The sequence below is a fragment of the Pseudomonas sp. SCB32 genome (assembly GCF_009189165.1).
In the GTDB taxonomy this organism is placed as follows: domain Bacteria; phylum Pseudomonadota; class Gammaproteobacteria; order Pseudomonadales; family Pseudomonadaceae; genus Pseudomonas.
This window is the reverse complement of record NZ_CP045118.1, coordinates 2,991,781-3,008,333: the sequence shown is the minus strand read 5'-3', so window position 1 is coordinate 3,008,333 and position 16,553 is coordinate 2,991,781. Positions and strand designations below refer to the sequence as shown.

General features: G+C 55.5%; 13 protein-coding genes. 1 reads left to right on the top strand and 12 read right to left on the bottom strand.

Annotated features, from left to right (window positions below; translation table 11 throughout):
* Position 1: 1 nt before the first annotated feature.
* The 9 genes from tssH to GA645_RS14010 all read right to left on the bottom strand — a co-directional run bounded on the left by tssH (position 2) and on the right by GA645_RS14010 (position 11,360).
* Positions 2 to 2,635, bottom strand: a complete 2,634-nt coding sequence (tssH, locus tag GA645_RS14050) for a type VI secretion system ATPase TssH (protein ID WP_152223635.1) — start codon at positions 2,633 to 2,635, stop codon at positions 2 to 4.
* Between the two features lie 116 nt (positions 2,636 to 2,751).
* Complete coding sequence (locus tag GA645_RS14045) at positions 2,752 to 3,243, bottom strand: Hcp family type VI secretion system effector (protein WP_152223634.1); 492 nt, start codon at positions 3,241 to 3,243, stop codon at positions 2,752 to 2,754.
* 12 nt (positions 3,244 to 3,255) lie between these two features.
* Complete coding sequence (locus tag GA645_RS14040) at positions 3,256 to 5,007, bottom strand: OmpA family protein (RefSeq protein ID WP_152223633.1); 1,752 nt, start codon at positions 5,005 to 5,007, stop codon at positions 3,256 to 3,258.
* A 2-nt stretch (positions 5,008 to 5,009) separates the two neighbouring features.
* The gene (tssL, locus tag GA645_RS14035; RefSeq protein WP_152223632.1) at positions 5,010 to 5,681 is read right to left on the bottom strand and encodes a type VI secretion system protein TssL, short form; all 672 of its coding nucleotides are present in this window, start codon (positions 5,679 to 5,681) and stop codon (positions 5,010 to 5,012) included.
* Entirely contained in the window at positions 5,678 to 7,033 is a 1,356-nt protein-coding gene (tssK, locus tag GA645_RS14030) for a type VI secretion system baseplate subunit TssK (RefSeq protein WP_152223631.1), read from the bottom strand. The genes tssL and tssK overlap by 4 nt, the downstream gene beginning before the upstream one ends.
* 21 nt (positions 7,034 to 7,054) lie before the next feature.
* Entirely contained in the window at positions 7,055 to 8,593 is a 1,539-nt protein-coding gene (gene tssC / locus GA645_RS14025; RefSeq protein ID WP_152223630.1) for a type VI secretion system contractile sheath large subunit, read from the bottom strand.
* 22 nt (positions 8,594 to 8,615) lie between these two features.
* Positions 8,616 to 9,116, bottom strand: coding sequence for a type VI secretion system contractile sheath small subunit (tssB, locus tag GA645_RS14020; RefSeq protein ID WP_152223629.1), 501 nt, complete (start codon positions 9,114 to 9,116; stop codon positions 8,616 to 8,618).
* A 1,036-nt stretch (positions 9,117 to 10,152) separates the two neighbouring features.
* Positions 10,153 to 10,515, bottom strand: a complete 363-nt coding sequence (locus tag GA645_RS14015; RefSeq protein WP_152223628.1) for a histone-like nucleoid-structuring protein, MvaT/MvaU family — start codon at positions 10,513 to 10,515, stop codon at positions 10,153 to 10,155.
* A 557-nt stretch (positions 10,516 to 11,072) separates the two neighbouring features.
* A complete protein-coding gene (locus GA645_RS14010) occupies positions 11,073 to 11,360 on the bottom strand; it encodes a helix-turn-helix domain-containing protein (protein ID WP_152223627.1) in 288 nt (95 codons plus the stop codon).
* Positions 11,361 to 11,444: 84 nt separating this feature from the next.
* Here GA645_RS14010 and GA645_RS14005 point away from each other — a divergent pair, with 84 nt between their 5' ends.
* Entirely contained in the window at positions 11,445 to 11,891 is a 447-nt protein-coding gene (locus GA645_RS14005) for a hypothetical protein (RefSeq protein WP_152223626.1), read from the top strand.
* Between the two features lie 478 nt (positions 11,892 to 12,369).
* On the opposite strand, the gene GA645_RS14000 is transcribed toward GA645_RS14005, so the two are convergent.
* Genes GA645_RS14000 through GA645_RS13990 form a run of 3 tightly spaced genes read right to left on the bottom strand, consistent with a single transcriptional unit; the run spans position 12,370 to position 16,186 of the window.
* Positions 12,370 to 13,488 (bottom strand): TniQ family protein, encoded by a 1,119-nt coding sequence (locus GA645_RS14000; protein WP_152223625.1) that lies wholly within the window; start codon positions 13,486 to 13,488, stop codon positions 12,370 to 12,372.
* A complete protein-coding gene (locus GA645_RS13995; protein ID WP_152223624.1) occupies positions 13,485 to 14,351 on the bottom strand; it encodes a TniB family NTP-binding protein in 867 nt (288 codons plus the stop codon). The genes GA645_RS14000 and GA645_RS13995 overlap by 4 nt, the downstream gene beginning before the upstream one ends.
* A complete protein-coding gene (locus tag GA645_RS13990; protein ID WP_152223623.1) occupies positions 14,351 to 16,186 on the bottom strand; it encodes a Mu transposase C-terminal domain-containing protein in 1,836 nt (611 codons plus the stop codon). Before GA645_RS13990 ends, GA645_RS13995 begins: the two co-directional genes overlap by 1 nt.
* Between the last annotated feature and the right edge of the window lie 367 nt (positions 16,187 to 16,553).

Genomic DNA, 16,553 nt, shown 5'->3' with positions numbered 1-16,553 from the left:
TTCAGGCCTCCGCGCTTTCAAGAGCCGAAGGCTCGTCACTGAATTCCAGAGTGATACCGTCGTCATTGCTGTAGCCGAGGGTGACCTCAGTGGCTTGGCGTTGGCTGGCCTGACGCTGCAACAGTTGCTGGCTGAGTACCGGCAGAATTTGCTGGTTGAGCAGGCTGTCGATGTTGCGAGCGCCGCTGTCGGGCAGCAGGCAGGCGGCGACGAGAGCGTCGCTTAGACCATCATCGATCTGGCAGTTGATGCCGTAGTGGCGTTGTAGGCGCTTGGCGACCTGGCCGAGCTTGATGGCGACGATGTGCTTGAGCGCGGCGGCGTCCAGCGGGCGGTATATCAGCGTCTGGAAACGTGCCAATAGTGCAGGCTGGAAATGATTGCGCAGCACAGGACGCAGCAATTCCTGCAACTCGGTGTCGTCGGCTTCAGGCTGCGCCTCGACCAAGGCTTGCAGTTGGTCGCTGCCCAGGTTCGAAGTCATCAGAATGACGGTGTTGCGGAAATCGATCTCGCGTCCTTCACCGTCGCGCATGAAGCCACGATCGAAGACTTGGTAGAACACGTTGAGGACGTCACGGTGGGCTTTCTCGACTTCGTCGAGCAGCACCACGCTGTAGGGGCGCTGACGTACCGCTTCCGTAAGAACACCACCTTGACCGTAGCCGACATACCCGGGCGGTGAGCCCTTGAGTTGACTGACGGTGTGGGCCTCTTGGTATTCAGAGAGATTGATGGTGACCAGCGACTTTTCACCACCAAACAGGCAATCGGCGAGAGCCAATGCGGTTTCAGTCTTGCCCACACCACTGGTACCCACCAGTAAGAACACGCCCAATGGCGAGTTCTCGGAGGCGAGCCCAGTCTTCGCTGCGCGCAGGCGTTGGGCAAGGGCGGTCAACGCGCGGGTCTGGCCGATAACGCGTTGCCCTAGTTGTTGCTCAAGCTCCAGCAGGTTGGTCTGTTCATCCTTGAGCAAGCTGCCCAACGGCACTCCAGTCCAGTCGGCAATAACCTCAGCAACACTACGCGCACTGACATCGAGCGATAGCAACGGATGGTCGCCCTGCAGAGCCGTCAGGCGTTCTTGCAGGAGCGCACAGGTATCGGAAGCGCTGCCTCGAGCTTCCAACAAATCACGGGTCAGCGCCAACTCTTGCTGATACTGGCACGTCAGTCGATCGAGTTGCTCCTGCACCTCATATTCGCGCACACCAATGGCGGCCAAACGTGCCACTGCCATGGAGCCGCTGAGTTTCGCGTCTAATTCGAGCGCCTGGTGCTCCAAATGCAGTGCTTGCTGCTCTGCCTTGAGTTGCACCAACTGCTGCGGCTCACAGTCGAGGCCCATGCGTACCCGCGCGCTGGCGGTGTCGAGCAGGTCGACGGCCTTGTCCGGCAATTGGCGGCCAGTCAGGTAGCGACGCGACAGGGTCACGGCGGCCTGCACGGCTGCGTCTTGGATATGCACGCCGTGGTGGCTGGCGTAGCGCGCCTTCAGGCCACGCAGCATGAGGCAAGCATTGGCGTCATCCGGCTCGTCGACCTTGACCATCTGGAAGCGTCGCTCGAGCGCGGCGTCCCGCTCGAAGTACTGTTTGTATTCGGACCAGGTGGTGGCCGCGATGGTGCGCAACTCGCCACGAGCCAGGGCGGGCTTTAGCAGGTTGGCGGCATCGGCGCCGCCGGCCTGGTTGCCGGCACCGATCAGGGTGTGTGCTTCGTCGATGAACAGCAGGATTGGCGTGGGCGATTGCTGCACCGCGTCGATGACATTTTTCAGACGCTGCTCGAACTCGCCCTTCACGCCGGCTCCCGCTTGCAGCAAGCCAAGATCGAGGGTCCGCACGCTGACCGGCTTGAGGCTGTCCGGTACGTTGACTTCTGCGATGCGCAGCGCTAGGCCTTCGACCAACGCGGTCTTGCCCACGCCAGGCTCGCCAACCAGGATAGGGTTGTTCTTGCGCCGGCGACCGAGGATGTCGATCACCTGACGGATTTCGTTGTCGCGCCCATAGACCGGGTCGATTTCGCCAGACCTGGCCTTGGTGGTGATGTCCTGAGTGAATCTGTCGAGAATGGCTGTATGCCCGTCGGCCTTCACTCCAGCGGTGACGACAAAGGGCTGCGGCGGTGCGGCTAGGGCAGCCTCCTGCTGGATCTCCGAGCGCTCTTGGGATTGCGCTTCCAGAATTGGCTGCAAGCGATCGAGTTGCACATCGCCCAGACTCAGCAATGGCCACGCACCATCATATGTCAGCAACGCGGGATGCTCTGCCAGCACTCTTAGGAGATCGGCTGATCGCAATGTCGATGCATTGGTATAGATCGAGGCATATGACCACGCCTCTTTGATCAGTTGCTGGAGCTTTTCCGACAGTTGCGGTTTGTCACGCACGCTGCGGGGTAAAGTATCCAAGTGATCCAATAACCCCTGCCAAAGACCGTCCAGGTCCCACTCATATCGCCGTGCAATCAGGGTCAGATCGCCCTCCCCCTGCTCCAGCAGTTTGAGCAGCCAGTGTTCTACAGTGATGTGGGGGTGCGCGCGGGTCTGACACAGCGATGCGGCGGCGCTCAGTGCCTGGGCACAGTAGGGATTAAGGCGGCGAAGCAGTTGGGTGGACTGGGCCATGGGGCGTTCCTTGCTGAGGCATTCGACTTGCTCCGGTGCACGATCGGCAGCAAGGCGTGAGGTTGTTCAGCGCGAACATCGACCGGCGGATATCTCCGCCGGTCGACGAGACGCGATTACGCGCTCTGACGCTCGTTCCAGGCGTCGGAGTGGATGATGTTTCCGTCCTTGTAGGTCCAGGTGATCTTCTCGTAGCGCAGTTCAACCTCTTCCAGATGGTTGTGCTTCTCCTTGGTCGGGTCCTTCACGTCGTGCATTTTCGGCGCGACTTTCACGACCTTCACGTTTTCCAGGAGGGTGTTGAAGTACTCGACTTCCTGACCAGCGTCGTCAATGCGGTACCACTTGAACTCGGCGCTCTTGAGGGTCTGACCGGAGCTCACCGCCTTGTACAGGTAGGGACTGGAGGCATCGATTTCCTTGGTGAAGTTGAACGGCGTATGGATACGGGTACCGGTCAACTTGCCAGTGTTGTTGTCGGTGGGGATGTACAGGCTATGGTCCTGAGCGACCACCTCGACACTGCCTTCACGCTTTTGAACATCGACCGAACCTTTGATGTCCGCACCGCCGTCGTCTTTGAGCCACAGGTAAACGGGAATAGCCATGTGAAGTTCCTTCTAAAAGTGCAAGTTCGTCGCTGGCTGCTGCCGCGACAGGGATTGACCGCCCGATACCTGAGTCGGGAGCGCGCAGGCTCCTGTCTCAGGGACCAAGCGGATATCGACCCGGCGGTTGGCTGCTCGCCCCTCCGGTGTGTCATTGCTGCTAATCGGCTGATCCGCGCCGAAACCTTGAATCGCAAAACAGCTGTCGGGGATGTCACCCATCTGCTGCATCCAGTCGCGCACGGCGGTGGCCCGAGCACGCGACAGAAGAAGGTTGCGCTGCTGATCACCCGTGGCGTCTGTGTGCCCAGCAATAACGATCAGCCAGCCGGGCTGGGCCTTGATGTCCACCAAGGCGTTGATCAGCACTTTCGCCGAGCCGGGCTTGAGCTCGGCACTGCCGCTGGCGAACAGCGACAGACTGTCCAGACGGACGGGATCGGGAATCCTTGCCTGCGCCGGTGATGGAATTGGTGCTCGGTAGGCCGCAATTGCGGCTAGGAGCGGTGGGCGAATTCGCTCGGCTGCGTACAAGCCAAGTCCCAGGGACAACGGCTCACCTTCGCGGTAGTAGCGATCCAGTCTGGAAGCATCGCTTCGCAGCAAAGCGACGGCCTGCTCTCTCAATTGGTGCTCAGGCTGTTCGAATGTTGTGGCCTCAGGAATCGCCCGGTACCGATGCAGATCGTCGCTCACTTGACGCAGCAGCAACCGGTTTTGCCAGGCAGAGCTACTCAGAGCCACCGTCGTCGCGAGAACGAAGAGCCACAGCCCGTAGAGCGCGGTGCGGCGCTCCGGGGTGAGATTCGTCTGCCGAGGCAACAAACTCAGCAATGGATCAGGAAACGGTAGCGCTGCCGTGCTGGCTGCTCGTACAGCCGGCTGTAGCGTCGTACGTCCGTGCAACCAACTCGCCCACAAATTGCCTGGCAACGACACAGGCGCTTCGGATAGAAACATCATCGCGCAGGCTGTCACTGGGCAAGGTGGGTCTCGTTGCTCACGAGACTCCAGATGCGGCAGCACCGCGTTTGCCAACCAGCTATTCAGACTTTCGACCAGGACACTGGTGCGTACGCGCTGTGCGCATGTAAGAAGGTCAACGGACTGCCGCTGCCACTGAGCCATGGATAGGTGGCTTGTACCTTCGTGAACAGTTAGCTCAGGATCCGCTGCCCCCCATGTAAACCAGGCAAGTTCGCTGTGCGTGGCCTGCCGGTAACAACCCAGCAGGACCGGCAATGCCACACCTTCTCTTCGGATGCGAGCAACTTGTCGGCGGAAGGTTTGGGTGCGTCCCGCCAGTAGCGCTCTATCCGTCTGCTCGGCAGGGTTGACGATATAGAACACGCTCAGTTGGCCTGCCCAATGCGGACGATTCGCCAGCACGTAATCGATTATCGACGGCAAGCATTCGATGCAGGGGACACGCAGGTAACAACCCTGCTCCGTAACACGCAGAGCTAGTTGATCTTCCGGCGCATCGCCAAAAAGCGGATGCAATCCATCACCGCAGACTGCTACCACCGGCTGCAAGAACCCCGCTGCAGGCAGCAAACTCCCGGCAGCCAGCGTAATTGACTGACGTTGACGCAAGGCGCTCCGTCCTGCAAACAACCAGCCGAGAGTCACGACGATAATCACAGCAAGCGTCCACAGCGTTTGAGCCGCCCAAGACATCGGCAGTATCGCCAAGCTCAGGATCAGGCCCAGCGAGCCCGCCCAGAGCCAAAGACCACGCGTCCATCTGAGCTGCGTGGGCATGGTTACACCTGACCCGGTAGCAAGGAGGCGACGGTATCTACGAGCATTCGATGCAAGAGCAGCCATGTCCCGATTAGGAGAACTGCAGCTCCAGCCAAATGCAGCCATGGCAGACCAAGCCAATGACGCCAGCCACCGCCGCCGACATGGATCAGCAACGGGGCCTTTCCAACCGCGGCAAAGGGTTTTACACGCTCGCTCAGCGCAGCGAGCAATTGCTCACGCTCCGGTGCGGTCTCGTCGCGATACCGGCCCAGAAACCCGAGCATCAGCACGCGCTGATAGCATGTCAGTACACGTTCGTCTGGAGCTGGCTCGACCAATACTTCATGCATGTCTTCATAGAGCTGCTCGCCGGCCTGATGGCGACTGAAGAAGTGCGCCTGCAGGGGTTTCGAGGCCCAGACGGAGCGGGCTTGTTCAGGCGCATTGCGCATCACCGTCTCGTCAAGCAGAGCGCATTGCGCATAGCAGATCTGGTTGATCGTGCGCTGGCTCATGCCGGCATCAATCAGGCTGTTGCGACAGTGCTCGACCTGGGCTGCGCAATGCTTCCACAGTTCGGTGCCATCCTTTGGTGAGGCTTTCTGTTGCAACTCAACGACCAGCAGGTAGCTGTCCTGCAGCAAGGCGTCTATATCAACGGCTGGGAATTTTCCGAATGTCTTGGTCATGAGCGCAGCACCGCGAACAGGTCCAGCTGAACCTCCCCGAGCGTGCCGGGGACATACAGGGCACAGACGCCGGACGACAACATGTCCCGTGCTTTGGCATGGGCCAAGTCAAGGGCGAAGTACTGATTGCCCAGGCGCACCGGAATCGCCGCCGGCACATGGCTCAGCGGCAACAGCGGCACACCGTCGAGGGCCACGTTGACCAGGTGGTCGACATCGTCCGGCGCCCCGACCTTGCACAGGCGCGGAAACTGACTCTGCACTTGCGCAGCAGGAAGACTGGAGCGCACCGACAGATAGAAATCGACACCCTCGGCATCGCGCAGCCGGGCATCGTGCAGGGCCACCTGCCAGCGGTGCGCATTGGGACGTTCGAGATCGAGCGCAATGACACGCGACGGCAGGCTGGCCTCCAGCAGGGTGGAAATCAGCCGGAACAGCGGCGGGAATACACTTTCCAGCTGGTCATGCCGGTAGCCGGGGATAGCGCCGATGTCATGCTCCAGGGAGAAGGTCAGCAGGCTGCCGGCCAGCTTGATCAACTCCTGGTAAACATGTTCCGGATGTCGCGCCGGATGGGCCAGCAGATCCGCCAGCACCGGCTGGTAGCTGTTCAACGCATTGAGCAGCCAGAACAACGAGACGTCGGCTACCGCGAAGTCTGCCATGCGCTGGTTGCTCTCCCGGCGCATGCCCATCAGCCGGCTGCGCTTGGCCGCCAACTGGGTCATGAGGTTGTCCAGTTGCCCCAGCAACTGCGGCTGGGCATCGAAGCTGAGCAGCGGCGGGACGAACTGCGGGTCGAGGGCCCAGACACCCTGCCCGTCGCGTACCACGCGCGCCACCGGGCAGGTCAGGTACTCGGCGTTGTCATCGTTCTCCAGGCGCAGCGACAGGACATGCGCCAGAACAGCCATGGACTGGGTTTCATCACCATAGAGGTCCTGCACTTCTCGCCAATCCTGGCGATAGCGCGTGGGCTGAGAGGGTTTACCGTTGCCTGTCAGGCAGTTGCCGCCATTGGCGTGCTCCAGCGGCAATGCCAGCAGCAGAGTAGCCACGGCGCCCTCCCCCTCGGCCAACCGGGACAGCTCCAGCGCCGGCGGCAAACGGTCGGTCGCATCACTGTCGATCAGCGTGCCATCCGGCAGCCGCACCCGCAGCCGGGTAGCCTTGAGCTTACCCAGCCGCAGGGCATCCAGGTCGAACGATGCGACCTGAACGCCCCACGGGTGAACCCGCGACAAATGCGCCAGGCATTCGTTGGTCCATGCCTCCCAGCGCGCCTGCTGCTGGAATTGTTGCGGGGACAGCAAAGCCCCCGCCCCCCATAAGGGGCGGTCGATCTTCATGGATGACTTCCGTGTGAGTGCTTAGGCTTTCGCCTTGGGCATCTGCGAAACCAGCGACAGATTCACGTCCATGCCCTCTACCTGGAAGTGCGGCACGGCATACAACTTCACGCGGAAGAAGCCCGGGTTGTCCTCGATGTCTTCCACGGTGACTTTGGCATCGCGCAACGGGTGCGACGCTTGCAGGTCGTCACTGGGGTCGGTCATTTCGGTAACCAGGCCACGAATCCAGTTGTTCAGCTCCAGCTCCAGGACTCGACGGTCCTTTGTGGTGCCGATGTTTTCGCGCTGGATCAGCTTCAGATAGTGGGCAATGCGCGACAGCAGGAAGATGTACGGCAGACGCGCGTTGATCCGGCTGTTCGCCGTGGCATCGGCGGTCTCGTACAACGCCGGCTTCTGCGCGGAGTTGGCCGAGAAGAAGCATGCGTAGTCACGGTTCTTGTAGTACGAGAGCGGGATGAAACCGAGATTGGCGAACTCGAATTCGCGGGTCTCCGGAATCATCACTTCCGAAGGGATCTTCACCTGATTGCCAGTGCCCAGGTCATATAGGTGAATGGGCAGGTCAGTCACTGCGCCACCGGCTTGAGGGCCGCGAATCTGCACACACCAGCCGTTGTTGATGAAGCTCTTCACCATGTTCGCGGCAAAGGCGAAGGAAGCGTTGGTCCACAGGTACTTGTCGTGATCCGGCCCCTTGACGCTCTCGACATAGTTGAAGCTGCGCACCGGAGTGGTATCGGGCCCGTAAGGCAGACGGCCCAGTACACGGGGCATGGTCAGACCGACGTAGCGGGCATCGTCGGAATCACGGAAGGATTTCCACTTGAGGTATTCGGCGCGGTCAAAGTAGTTGCCGATATCCTTGATCGCCGCCACCTCCTCCATCGATTCCTTGCCGAAGAACGCCGGCCCAACCGAACCAATGAACGGCATGTGGGCCGCTGCCGCTACCTTGGAGATATTGCGCAGCAGCGCGATATCCTGGGGACCGCGACCAAACTCATAGTTCGAAATGGCCGCTGCGATCGGCTCGCCACCAGGAGTGTCGTACTCTTGGGTGTAGGTGTGGATGTACAGGCCGCTCTGGGCGATTTCCGGCGCGTCCTCGAAGTCCTGCACCAGATGGTCCTTGCTGATGTCGAGTAGCTCGATGCGCACGTTACGACGGAAGTCGGTCTGGTCTATCAGCGACTTGACCCCGCGCCAGGTCGATTCGACCCGTTGGAAATCCGGGTGATGCATGATCGCATCCAGCTGCCGGCTGATCTGCTCATCCAGGTGTGCGATATGTTCATCGAGCAAGGTCTTGTCGAGGCGTTCGACCTTCTGCGATGACTGCTTGAGTAGATCAAGAAATACACGGACGGCCGCTGTGACGCGCTCATCAGCAGACACGTCGGACAACGCATCGGTATTCTGGAAAATCTCAATATCGTTCAAAGACGACACTGGGCTGAGATTGATCTTGTCAAACAGCGAGGCGTAGACGCCTTGACCTTCGCGGGTCACAACACTTGCGCCACCTACGGGCGCAACAATCCCTTCTGCGGACATGAGTCCCTCCTAGACTTTTCTATTAACGATCTTGGGGAGCGAGCTGAGCCAGTTCGGCTCGCAACTCGTCGCTCAGCGCGTCATCCTTAAGGATGCGTTCAAGCTCCCGACGGAAGGTGGCGTTGTCCAACAGATTGGATTTCAGGTCGCGCAGCAGGTTGCGCATAGCCAGCATGGCGCGTAACTCCGGAACCTGCCGGGCCACGTGCTCTGGCTCGAAGTCCTTCATTTGGCGGAATGTCAGCTCGATCGAAGTGTCTGAGCCGTCATCCGTCAGCGTATTAGGCACCGCCAGTGTCACATTGGGGTGAAACTCAGAAAGTACGCTATTGAAGTTGTTTCTATTGATATCGACTTTGACGCGCTCGGACAGCGGGCGCTGCTCTCGACCGTTGCTATAGTCGCCCATCACCATGAGTTTGAGCGGCAACTCAACTTTTTTCTGTGCGCCGCCGGTATGGAGGTCCAGTTTGATATTGACACGGGCCTTTGGAACTTCGTTCTGAAAGCTATCAGATGCCATCGTATTTCAATCCTCAAAATCCTTTTGTCAGCGCAATGGAATGCACATCCTGATCTCGCCATCGATCAGATCCTGCCGCCGCTCCTTAGACATTTGCCGCTTAGTACTGCAAATCCTAAAGCGCTCAGAAAATCCAACCGCACGGCCGTAATCAATGATTGCTAGCTGACAGACCTTCTTCAACCCCGCTCATTGATCTTGGGAAATGACTTACAAATCCTTCGGAAGCTCAACAGATCAAAACAACCAAATCCCCCGGAAAATCTCTCCTTAACCAATGGAAAATTGGCTCATCTGCTCGCATAGAGCGGCACCAAATCACCCGTGCATCTGAAGAGCCCGCAAACGAATTGACTGGATGTGATCCTATGGCCGTGCCGTCATGAGTCAGAAGGCCCGAGCGATGCCCCCTGCCAACACCAGAGGCCATTTCGCGGAGTTTTGAGCTCCCAGAGCACATGAAGCAACCCTCGCCGCCTCAATAGATGACAGCGCCCTTCCCTTATGGCCGATCAGCACCAGATTGTCAGCGACCGACAGAGGACAAGTGCATCATTGACGCACTCGATGAGATTTCATTTTTACTGCCAACATGCCAGTCCATAAATCTCGATAAAGAATGAACCAATGCTAAACCTAGGAACATCTTCCATCTGATAAGCACCAAACATCCTAGAACCCCAATGATTAGGCTCCAACAGCATATCGATGCGGCTGCGTCACCAGAATCGTAAAAATCAAGTAGCCCATGCAAGCAGTGACAGACGATATCTAGTACTGGTCGAGAGGTTTCTTTCCGGATCCAAAATTCTCAAGGGATCGTGCGAGGAAAAGCTTTATTAGCTCCGGTAGAAGTTAGGACTTTGATCTATAGAGGAATAAGGCTACTGAGTAGCCATGAGGGCCTTTGGAGCAAGGAGCCATGGCGATGCCGATAAGCAGCTTGCAACTTATGGCTGCTTGAGAGGGGGCCACACCACAAAAAAAGCTCCAAGGACTCTTTGCCCTTGGAGCTTTGAGGTGCGATCAGGTCGTACTATTGCTGGAGCCAGGACTCCACAGTGTCGCTGCCGTATTCAGCCTTCCAAGCCTTCAGGACCTTGTGGTTACCACCCTTGGTCTCCACCACCTCATTGCTATGAGGGTTTCTATAGACCTTTACGGCTCGAGCACGGCGGCGATCATGGGGCGCCCGGACAAGCGCACCAGGTCGCGGAGTCGGGTCTAGGATGGCGATAACGTCCTTAAGTGATTTGTCATACTGGCTAAGCAGTGATTTCAGCTTCTCTTCAAACTCAATTTCTTTCTTGAGCGCACCATCATTTTTCAGTGACTCGAGATAAGCCAGTTGTTCAGCCAGCGCGCGCTCTGCGGCACGAAACTCAGCAAGCTTGGACATTTACCAATCCTCTATGGAGATGGGCTATTTAGAGTCCAAGTATATAGCCTAGTTAGCTTTATCTCTAGCATAAACACTGAAAACTATCGATCTGAATCGCTGGCGAAGCGCATGAGTGTCACCAGAAAAATTTCGAGTCGAACATTCAGAGCCATTGAGCTTCCGTACTCTAATGACCGAGATCACCGCCGCAGAAAGCCTCAGGAGCCGAACACATCTCAGGCGCATCTCGCGGCGCCAAGAACTCACCCCAATGGAGCATGCTAACCGCCATGCTCTCAAAAGGCCGGATAGCTTGGTCAAAGCTCTGTAGTTTTACTGGATCAGACAAGCCTGCCGTGATTAGCCAGGCACAGTCGCGCCATGAGACTGAGCACATGAGTGGCTCGACTTAGCGAACAGGAGTCGCGCAACGGTGGTATAGAGAAATCTTCCCCTCATCACTGCCCTCTCCCTGGGAGACCGCGAGGCCCCGCCATCGCTGTCGCCATCGACGGCGCAAGGGTGATAATTCGATCGATTGAAGAGCACGCCCCTGCCAAACCGCGTTACCGCTGTCAGTCGTCCAATCCCAGCAATTCCAGCTCACCCTGCAATCGATTCAGCAAAGCGCGACCATTTCGCTTCCGCTCCTTCTGCAGATACGCCGCCATCAGCAGCGTGACTGGGTGAACCTCCAAGACCCCTGCCAGTTGTTCCAGCTTCTCAATCGTAGGGGTCTTCTGCCCACGCTCCAAGGTGCTTAGGTAGGTTCGACTACTGACCGTCGAGAAATCCTCCTGGGTCAATTCGCGCTGTTTACGAAGGTTTTTGAGGGCCAAGCCGAATGCAGTCGTCAGTTCCATTTTGCCGTTTCCGCAAAAGGAACGATGAAGCCCTTACGAACACTATAGGACTACAATCTATGGGATTCATTTGGAGGTTCAACCATGTTCATCACGTATCGTCACGCCGAGGCCTGCCTAGATCCGAGGCTTGAATTCACCCCTAGCCAGCTATGGGCTGCAGTTGAGTTGGACATTCAATGGCCGTGGTTCCTGGTCCAGATCGCCCGGCGCGATCTGGAGGATGTGATCGTCAAGACGTTGTTCCTGCAGTACTCGCATGACTTGGAACATCTGGTCAGCCAGCAGACACCCGAGGCCTGGATTGAGCAGGTACAGATCGTGACACCGGCACATCTCAACGGAAATGCCGGCTGGGCAATGGAGCCGTTACGCGAAGTCTGTCTTATGCAGGATAGAAGTGGCGAGCGAGGCCTCGTGTTCCGCGCCGAGAACGACACACGCTATTCCTTGCACTCACAGCGAAATCTGGATGATCTGATTCTGGTGAAGGTACTGTTCTCGGCCGAGTCGGACCTGCGCCGCAATTGACCCATTCGCCGACGCTTGCCTCCACTCCAAAAACACCGACCGGAATCTACTGAGCGCTCGAAAGACGCGGCAGCACTGCCGGCGGCTCCAGACCGTGCATCGCGGCAAACAAACCAAACGAGCTGGGTAACTTTGCATGCCATGCCTAAGATTGGCTGGGCGTAGAACATCAAATAATTCCGTCTCCGAAATCAAGCGCTACGCTGGATACGGCCTCAAGGGTCAGAACACATCGACCGGAATCTGCTGAGCGGCGAGTACCTCCGCCGAACTCCAGAGCTGACTTTTGCGGCTGATGCACCAAGCCTGGCGCGATGGCGGGAGTAGGAGCGCCCACGTTCTATCTCACCACCAATCCTGTACAACTAGCCCACTCACCCCCTTGCAGCACAACCTAGCGCTTCTACGAGAGGTCAGTATGGTGAAGTCGAAGCGCGTCGAGGTGTCCTAGGCGTTGAGCGAGCTCCGTCGATGCTCATCAAGGATAAGCCCAGGTTTCAGGCGTCTCATGTGGATCGAATTGCCATTTCATCCAGACCTTCTCCCGAAACAGAGAACTGACAGTAGCACCCTGAATCCACGTTTTGGACTCCACGCCCCAAATAAACTCACCAATCTCCTTGAGGACGACAGGCGATACCCCTGAGAACAAGGAGCGAATGTAGTAATAGTCACTTTTGCTACGAACAGAGATGGCGTTCCGCCCGATAGCATCTTGATGCCATGAGAACAAGAGGCTCGTTTGCTCAGCTATTCTGTTCAGTAGATCCAATTCGGTCCGCGTAAAAACCGACATGAGGATCCCTGCCATAACTATAGAGCAGGATCTTTGATGCGCCGTACTGTGGTGCAGGCCTAGATCCATCGCCACCGGATAATCATATTTATAAAATTGATATCTTGAACGCCCCCCAGTGAAGTTATCTCGCACAAAGGCAACTGGAAGCTTCTTAGTCTTATGCTGCAGGAAGATCCGATAAAATGCGAGAAAACACTGGCGCCGCCCCTGAATTCGTTCTACCTCCTGCGATTGCACAGGGGGCGAGCGTAAATACCAAGCTATGGCTTTCCTAGTGAGTATATAGAGAATCCTGTCCAACATCCCGTGGTCCTTCCATCTCAGTAAGCGGATCTTCGCAGGATCGTCAGCGTTTGGCGAAAAATGAGAAGCAAAAGCTTTCCATGCTTTATCTATGGACAAATCATGAGTTTCATAAAAGGACAATGGGCAACGATGTTCTACACAATGTGTCGAAAATGCGTAACACCAACTTTTTCGCCAGGACGGCAGTCGCTTCTGCGCGATATCATCACGCAAACATCTGTGGCAATAATGACGACGAGACATCCAAGGCAACAACCAATCTGACTTGGCCCGAAAGAGATCACCACGAAACTCAACACCCACCAGGCTGCTCTTTGCTTGTGCTAAAAAAGATGAGCGCTCATCAAAATCCGGGTCGTCCCCCTCAGACACAGCGAAATCGTCTGCTCTAACCACAGCAAGCTTCTGGGCATCGTTGCTATTAATGCAACGAAATACCCAAGAAGAAAAGGTTTCATCAGCTACAGGTGGCACTAACTGCAACGCACTCATTGCTCATACCCCCATGGAGATGCAGCAGCCAAACGCAGATTTTCGAGTGTTATGCGTTCATCCCCGCTGCATATTGCATAGCAAGCAGCAGATTTAATAATTTTTATGACATCATCCATTCTCCCGCTTGTCATCTCAATCAAAATTGAAACTATTTCAGGCCCATCCAAACTGGAAGGCAGTCGCAGAGGAAGATTGAACTCGATTCCGGCGAGAAATGAACGAAAATCTTCAGACTCATACCAGTCAACCAACTCCATCTTATAGAATCTGCGGCTCAGTTGATAATCATAACTCAATGCGTTTCTCGCAGCGGACGTTCCGAATCCTGCCACAGTTAAACCATACGGTGAATTTGATAAGCCTTTCAAAATTGACAAATTGCGCTGCTGCTCCGCTCGCGGAACTAACATTGCATCATGCAGCTCATCAATGACCAAGCCCTTAATTCCACGCAACTTGATGAGTTCCGCAAGCTCGCGCGGCAATAGGTCTTTGCGCGGCTTGCCAAACACAGAGCCTCCAGGCGGAACGCCCAACGCTTCTACTAGCAGTTCGCCAAACTTCAAGTTATAAGGATTCACATTCAAAGCCACAAATACAAGCTGCTCACTCATGAAGCGATCCGCCTTAATCTGTCTGATGACACTGGTCTTTCCCGAGCCCCCCTCTCCGGTCACGATCAAGCAAGGAGCTTGAACTCTATCGGAGGTTTTTAGCATATTTCTCAGGATGCTTATAACGCTCATCGGCGCAGGTGAGTCTATATAAATGTCATCCTTTTGAATCTCATGAATTCTCGCCTCATCAGACAGGGAAAGAAGAGAGCGCCGATTTGGTACCAGATGTTCCATGTGGGTCATTATTTTTTCCTTGTAAAGGGGACGGCCCGCTTCGAGTAATCTGGCTTTTCCACGCCATGAATAACGCGCTGCGGTAAAGAATCAATGTCCACACCAGAGCTTTCCAGGTACTCTTTCTTGGCGGCTTCTTTCTTTCGAACGGCCTTGGTTTTCTTGACACTTTCCTTGACAAGCTGATCATTTTCGGTCATCACATCGACGAGCGAAAAGTCTTCAAGACGTGGGGTCTTGCTGTTACCAGAAAGCCTGTCTGCCAATAGTGAATTTCTGTATTCCTCATATGAGAAATCCGTGCTCGTAGCATCGGCAAAATGGAGAGGAAGGTATTCCCCATTTAATTTCACCCAGATCGTCCCCATCGAAAATGGATCGTACTTTACGGTAACTTTTCCACGTCGAATATGCGGGACTAACGCAGGACTCCAGTACCGCTGCCCATTAAACGCAATACCTTGTGGCTGGACGACCCGTGATTCTTCGGGCATAAAATCAAGCCTAAACTCCCATGGCTTTGCAATTAATTCTGGGTGTCGTATCCCTATAGGGTTTTCGCCAAAATGCCTCGCCCATGCCTTTCTCGGCGAGCATCCTAACTCTCTATGTCGGCGGCCATGGTAAACAGCAATCTCCCCTGCAAACCAGCGGCAGAACTCCTTGAAGCTCAACGCAGCCTTTCCCTCACTATCATATCCACGACGTTGTACAACATTGGAGTAAGTGCTCCCAGGAAGAAAGTGAACATGATCCGTCATGAGCGTTCCGATGAGGCGCTCAACGTGCCCACCATAATGTTTAGCTCCGTACGGACGCCACTTAGGTTCTATATTGTGAATAGCGCATGCTCGCTGGAATTTTGCGCTCTTGAACTCTTTGGCGTTATCCATATGGATAATTTTTGGAACGCCATAAAATGGATAAACCGTATCCGGCAGATTCATTCTCTCGAGAAATTTTCGCTTTGGCAGTGCCGCATGAGTGATGGCGCAGGCTACAGATAAAGTCGACGGGTGATGGAGGCTTAGGTAATAGCCCAGAATCACTCGTGTGTGTTTATCGATGATCACGGTTAGCCATGGACGTCCAAGCGGCTTCCGGTACACCTCGTCGACAACAATCACATCCACGAGAGTATGGTCCATTTGGACGAACTCCAACGGAGCCTTGGTTATTAGTTTTCCAGATCGCGCATCAAATTTCTGGCTCGCGGATTCCGCGCCATATTTGAGACGATGCAGTTCCCTGGCATCAAGAGATTTGATTCGAGCGGTCACCGTTTTTTGCGAGGGAACGGGTATCCCCTCCTTCAGGCAAAGTTTTTCTACTTCCCGCCAAACCACGGTGAAGGTTGCCGCTTTCCCTTTGTACTTTTCGTTGATTGCCTTGGATATAACCTCCTCTATCCTCTCGTCCAGTAATTTCACACCATCCGGCCGCCCTCTCCTCATACGAAGAAGACTTATATATCCAGACTCTTCCTCACAGAGCCTCAACAGTTTATAAAACATACCATTTGAAACACCCAACTCTCGTACTGCCTGCTTCCTTGATATGCTTTTTGCCAGATACTGAGAAATAACCTTAAATCTTTTCTTAGCGGTCTCAATTTCCTCTGCATCGGCAGTGTCCGCCCGCGCGACCAGAGAACTCGATATCGCCCCAATATTCTCTTCACTCCTAACAGGCAAGATCTCCAGTTCATCAACTCTAACAATTAATGTCTCTCTTTGCAGGTTGGTGATAACCTGAACCTTTAGATCGGGAAGGCAGTGCACCACAGTTGCCGCAGTACCGCGTGCAATCACAACCAATCCTGGCCGTAGTTCTTCCTTCAACATACACACTCCTGATTAGTACATGCATGGTTAAATTTCTGGCAAAGCAACGCCGACAAACGCCATCGAATGTGCATTCGCAGTGTGCTTTCAGAGTTTACGGCTGTTAATTAAGGCCCAGCTGCAGGCCTAACGAATGAACGCGATAATAAATTACTCAGACATCAATAGAGCTGAACGCTTGCTGCAACTGAAGCAAGCGTTCAGATCGGTGGTTTGTGTAAAGTAAATTTATTGCTGACAAAAATATAAGAGGGCAGCTTTCATGTAATTTCCCTTCCAACACGTGCAGTTAGACTGCAAGTTGTCTTCGATTAGGTTCGAATGGTCAGAACGACCATCCACTCAGAGGGATTGACTCTGAGCACAG

What these genes read in the sequence shown, in the direction of transcription:
- tssH (WP_152223635.1), bottom strand. Translation starts at nt 2,635, where the DNA reads ATGGCCCAGTCCACCCAACTGCTTCGCCGCCTTAATCCCTACTGTGCC.
- GA645_RS14045 (WP_152223634.1), bottom strand. Translation starts at nt 3,243, where the DNA reads ATGGCTATTCCCGTTTACCTGTGGCTCAAAGACGACGGCGGTGCGGAC.
- GA645_RS14040 (WP_152223633.1), bottom strand. Translation starts at nt 5,007, where the DNA reads ATGCCCACGCAGCTCAGATGGACGCGTGGTCTTTGGCTCTGGGCGGGC.
- tssL (WP_152223632.1), bottom strand. Translation starts at nt 5,681, where the DNA reads ATGACCAAGACATTCGGAAAATTCCCAGCCGTTGATATAGACGCCTTG.
- tssK (WP_152223631.1), bottom strand. Translation starts at nt 7,033, where the DNA reads ATGAAGATCGACCGCCCCTTATGGGGGGCGGGGGCTTTGCTGTCCCCG.
- tssC (WP_152223630.1), bottom strand. Translation starts at nt 8,593, where the DNA reads ATGTCCGCAGAAGGGATTGTTGCGCCCGTAGGTGGCGCAAGTGTTGTG.
- tssB (WP_152223629.1), bottom strand. Translation starts at nt 9,116, where the DNA reads ATGGCATCTGATAGCTTTCAGAACGAAGTTCCAAAGGCCCGTGTCAAT.
- GA645_RS14015 (WP_152223628.1), bottom strand. Translation starts at nt 10,515, where the DNA reads ATGTCCAAGCTTGCTGAGTTTCGTGCCGCAGAGCGCGCGCTGGCTGAA.
- GA645_RS14010 (WP_152223627.1), bottom strand. Translation starts at nt 11,360, where the DNA reads ATGGAACTGACGACTGCATTCGGCTTGGCCCTCAAAAACCTTCGTAAA.
- GA645_RS14005 (WP_152223626.1), top strand. Translation starts at nt 11,445, where the DNA reads ATGTTCATCACGTATCGTCACGCCGAGGCCTGCCTAGATCCGAGGCTT.
- GA645_RS14000 (WP_152223625.1), bottom strand. Translation starts at nt 13,488, where the DNA reads ATGAGTGCGTTGCAGTTAGTGCCACCTGTAGCTGATGAAACCTTTTCT.
- GA645_RS13995 (WP_152223624.1), bottom strand. Translation starts at nt 14,351, where the DNA reads ATGACCCACATGGAACATCTGGTACCAAATCGGCGCTCTCTTCTTTCC.
- GA645_RS13990 (WP_152223623.1), bottom strand. Translation starts at nt 16,186, where the DNA reads ATGTTGAAGGAAGAACTACGGCCAGGATTGGTTGTGATTGCACGCGGT.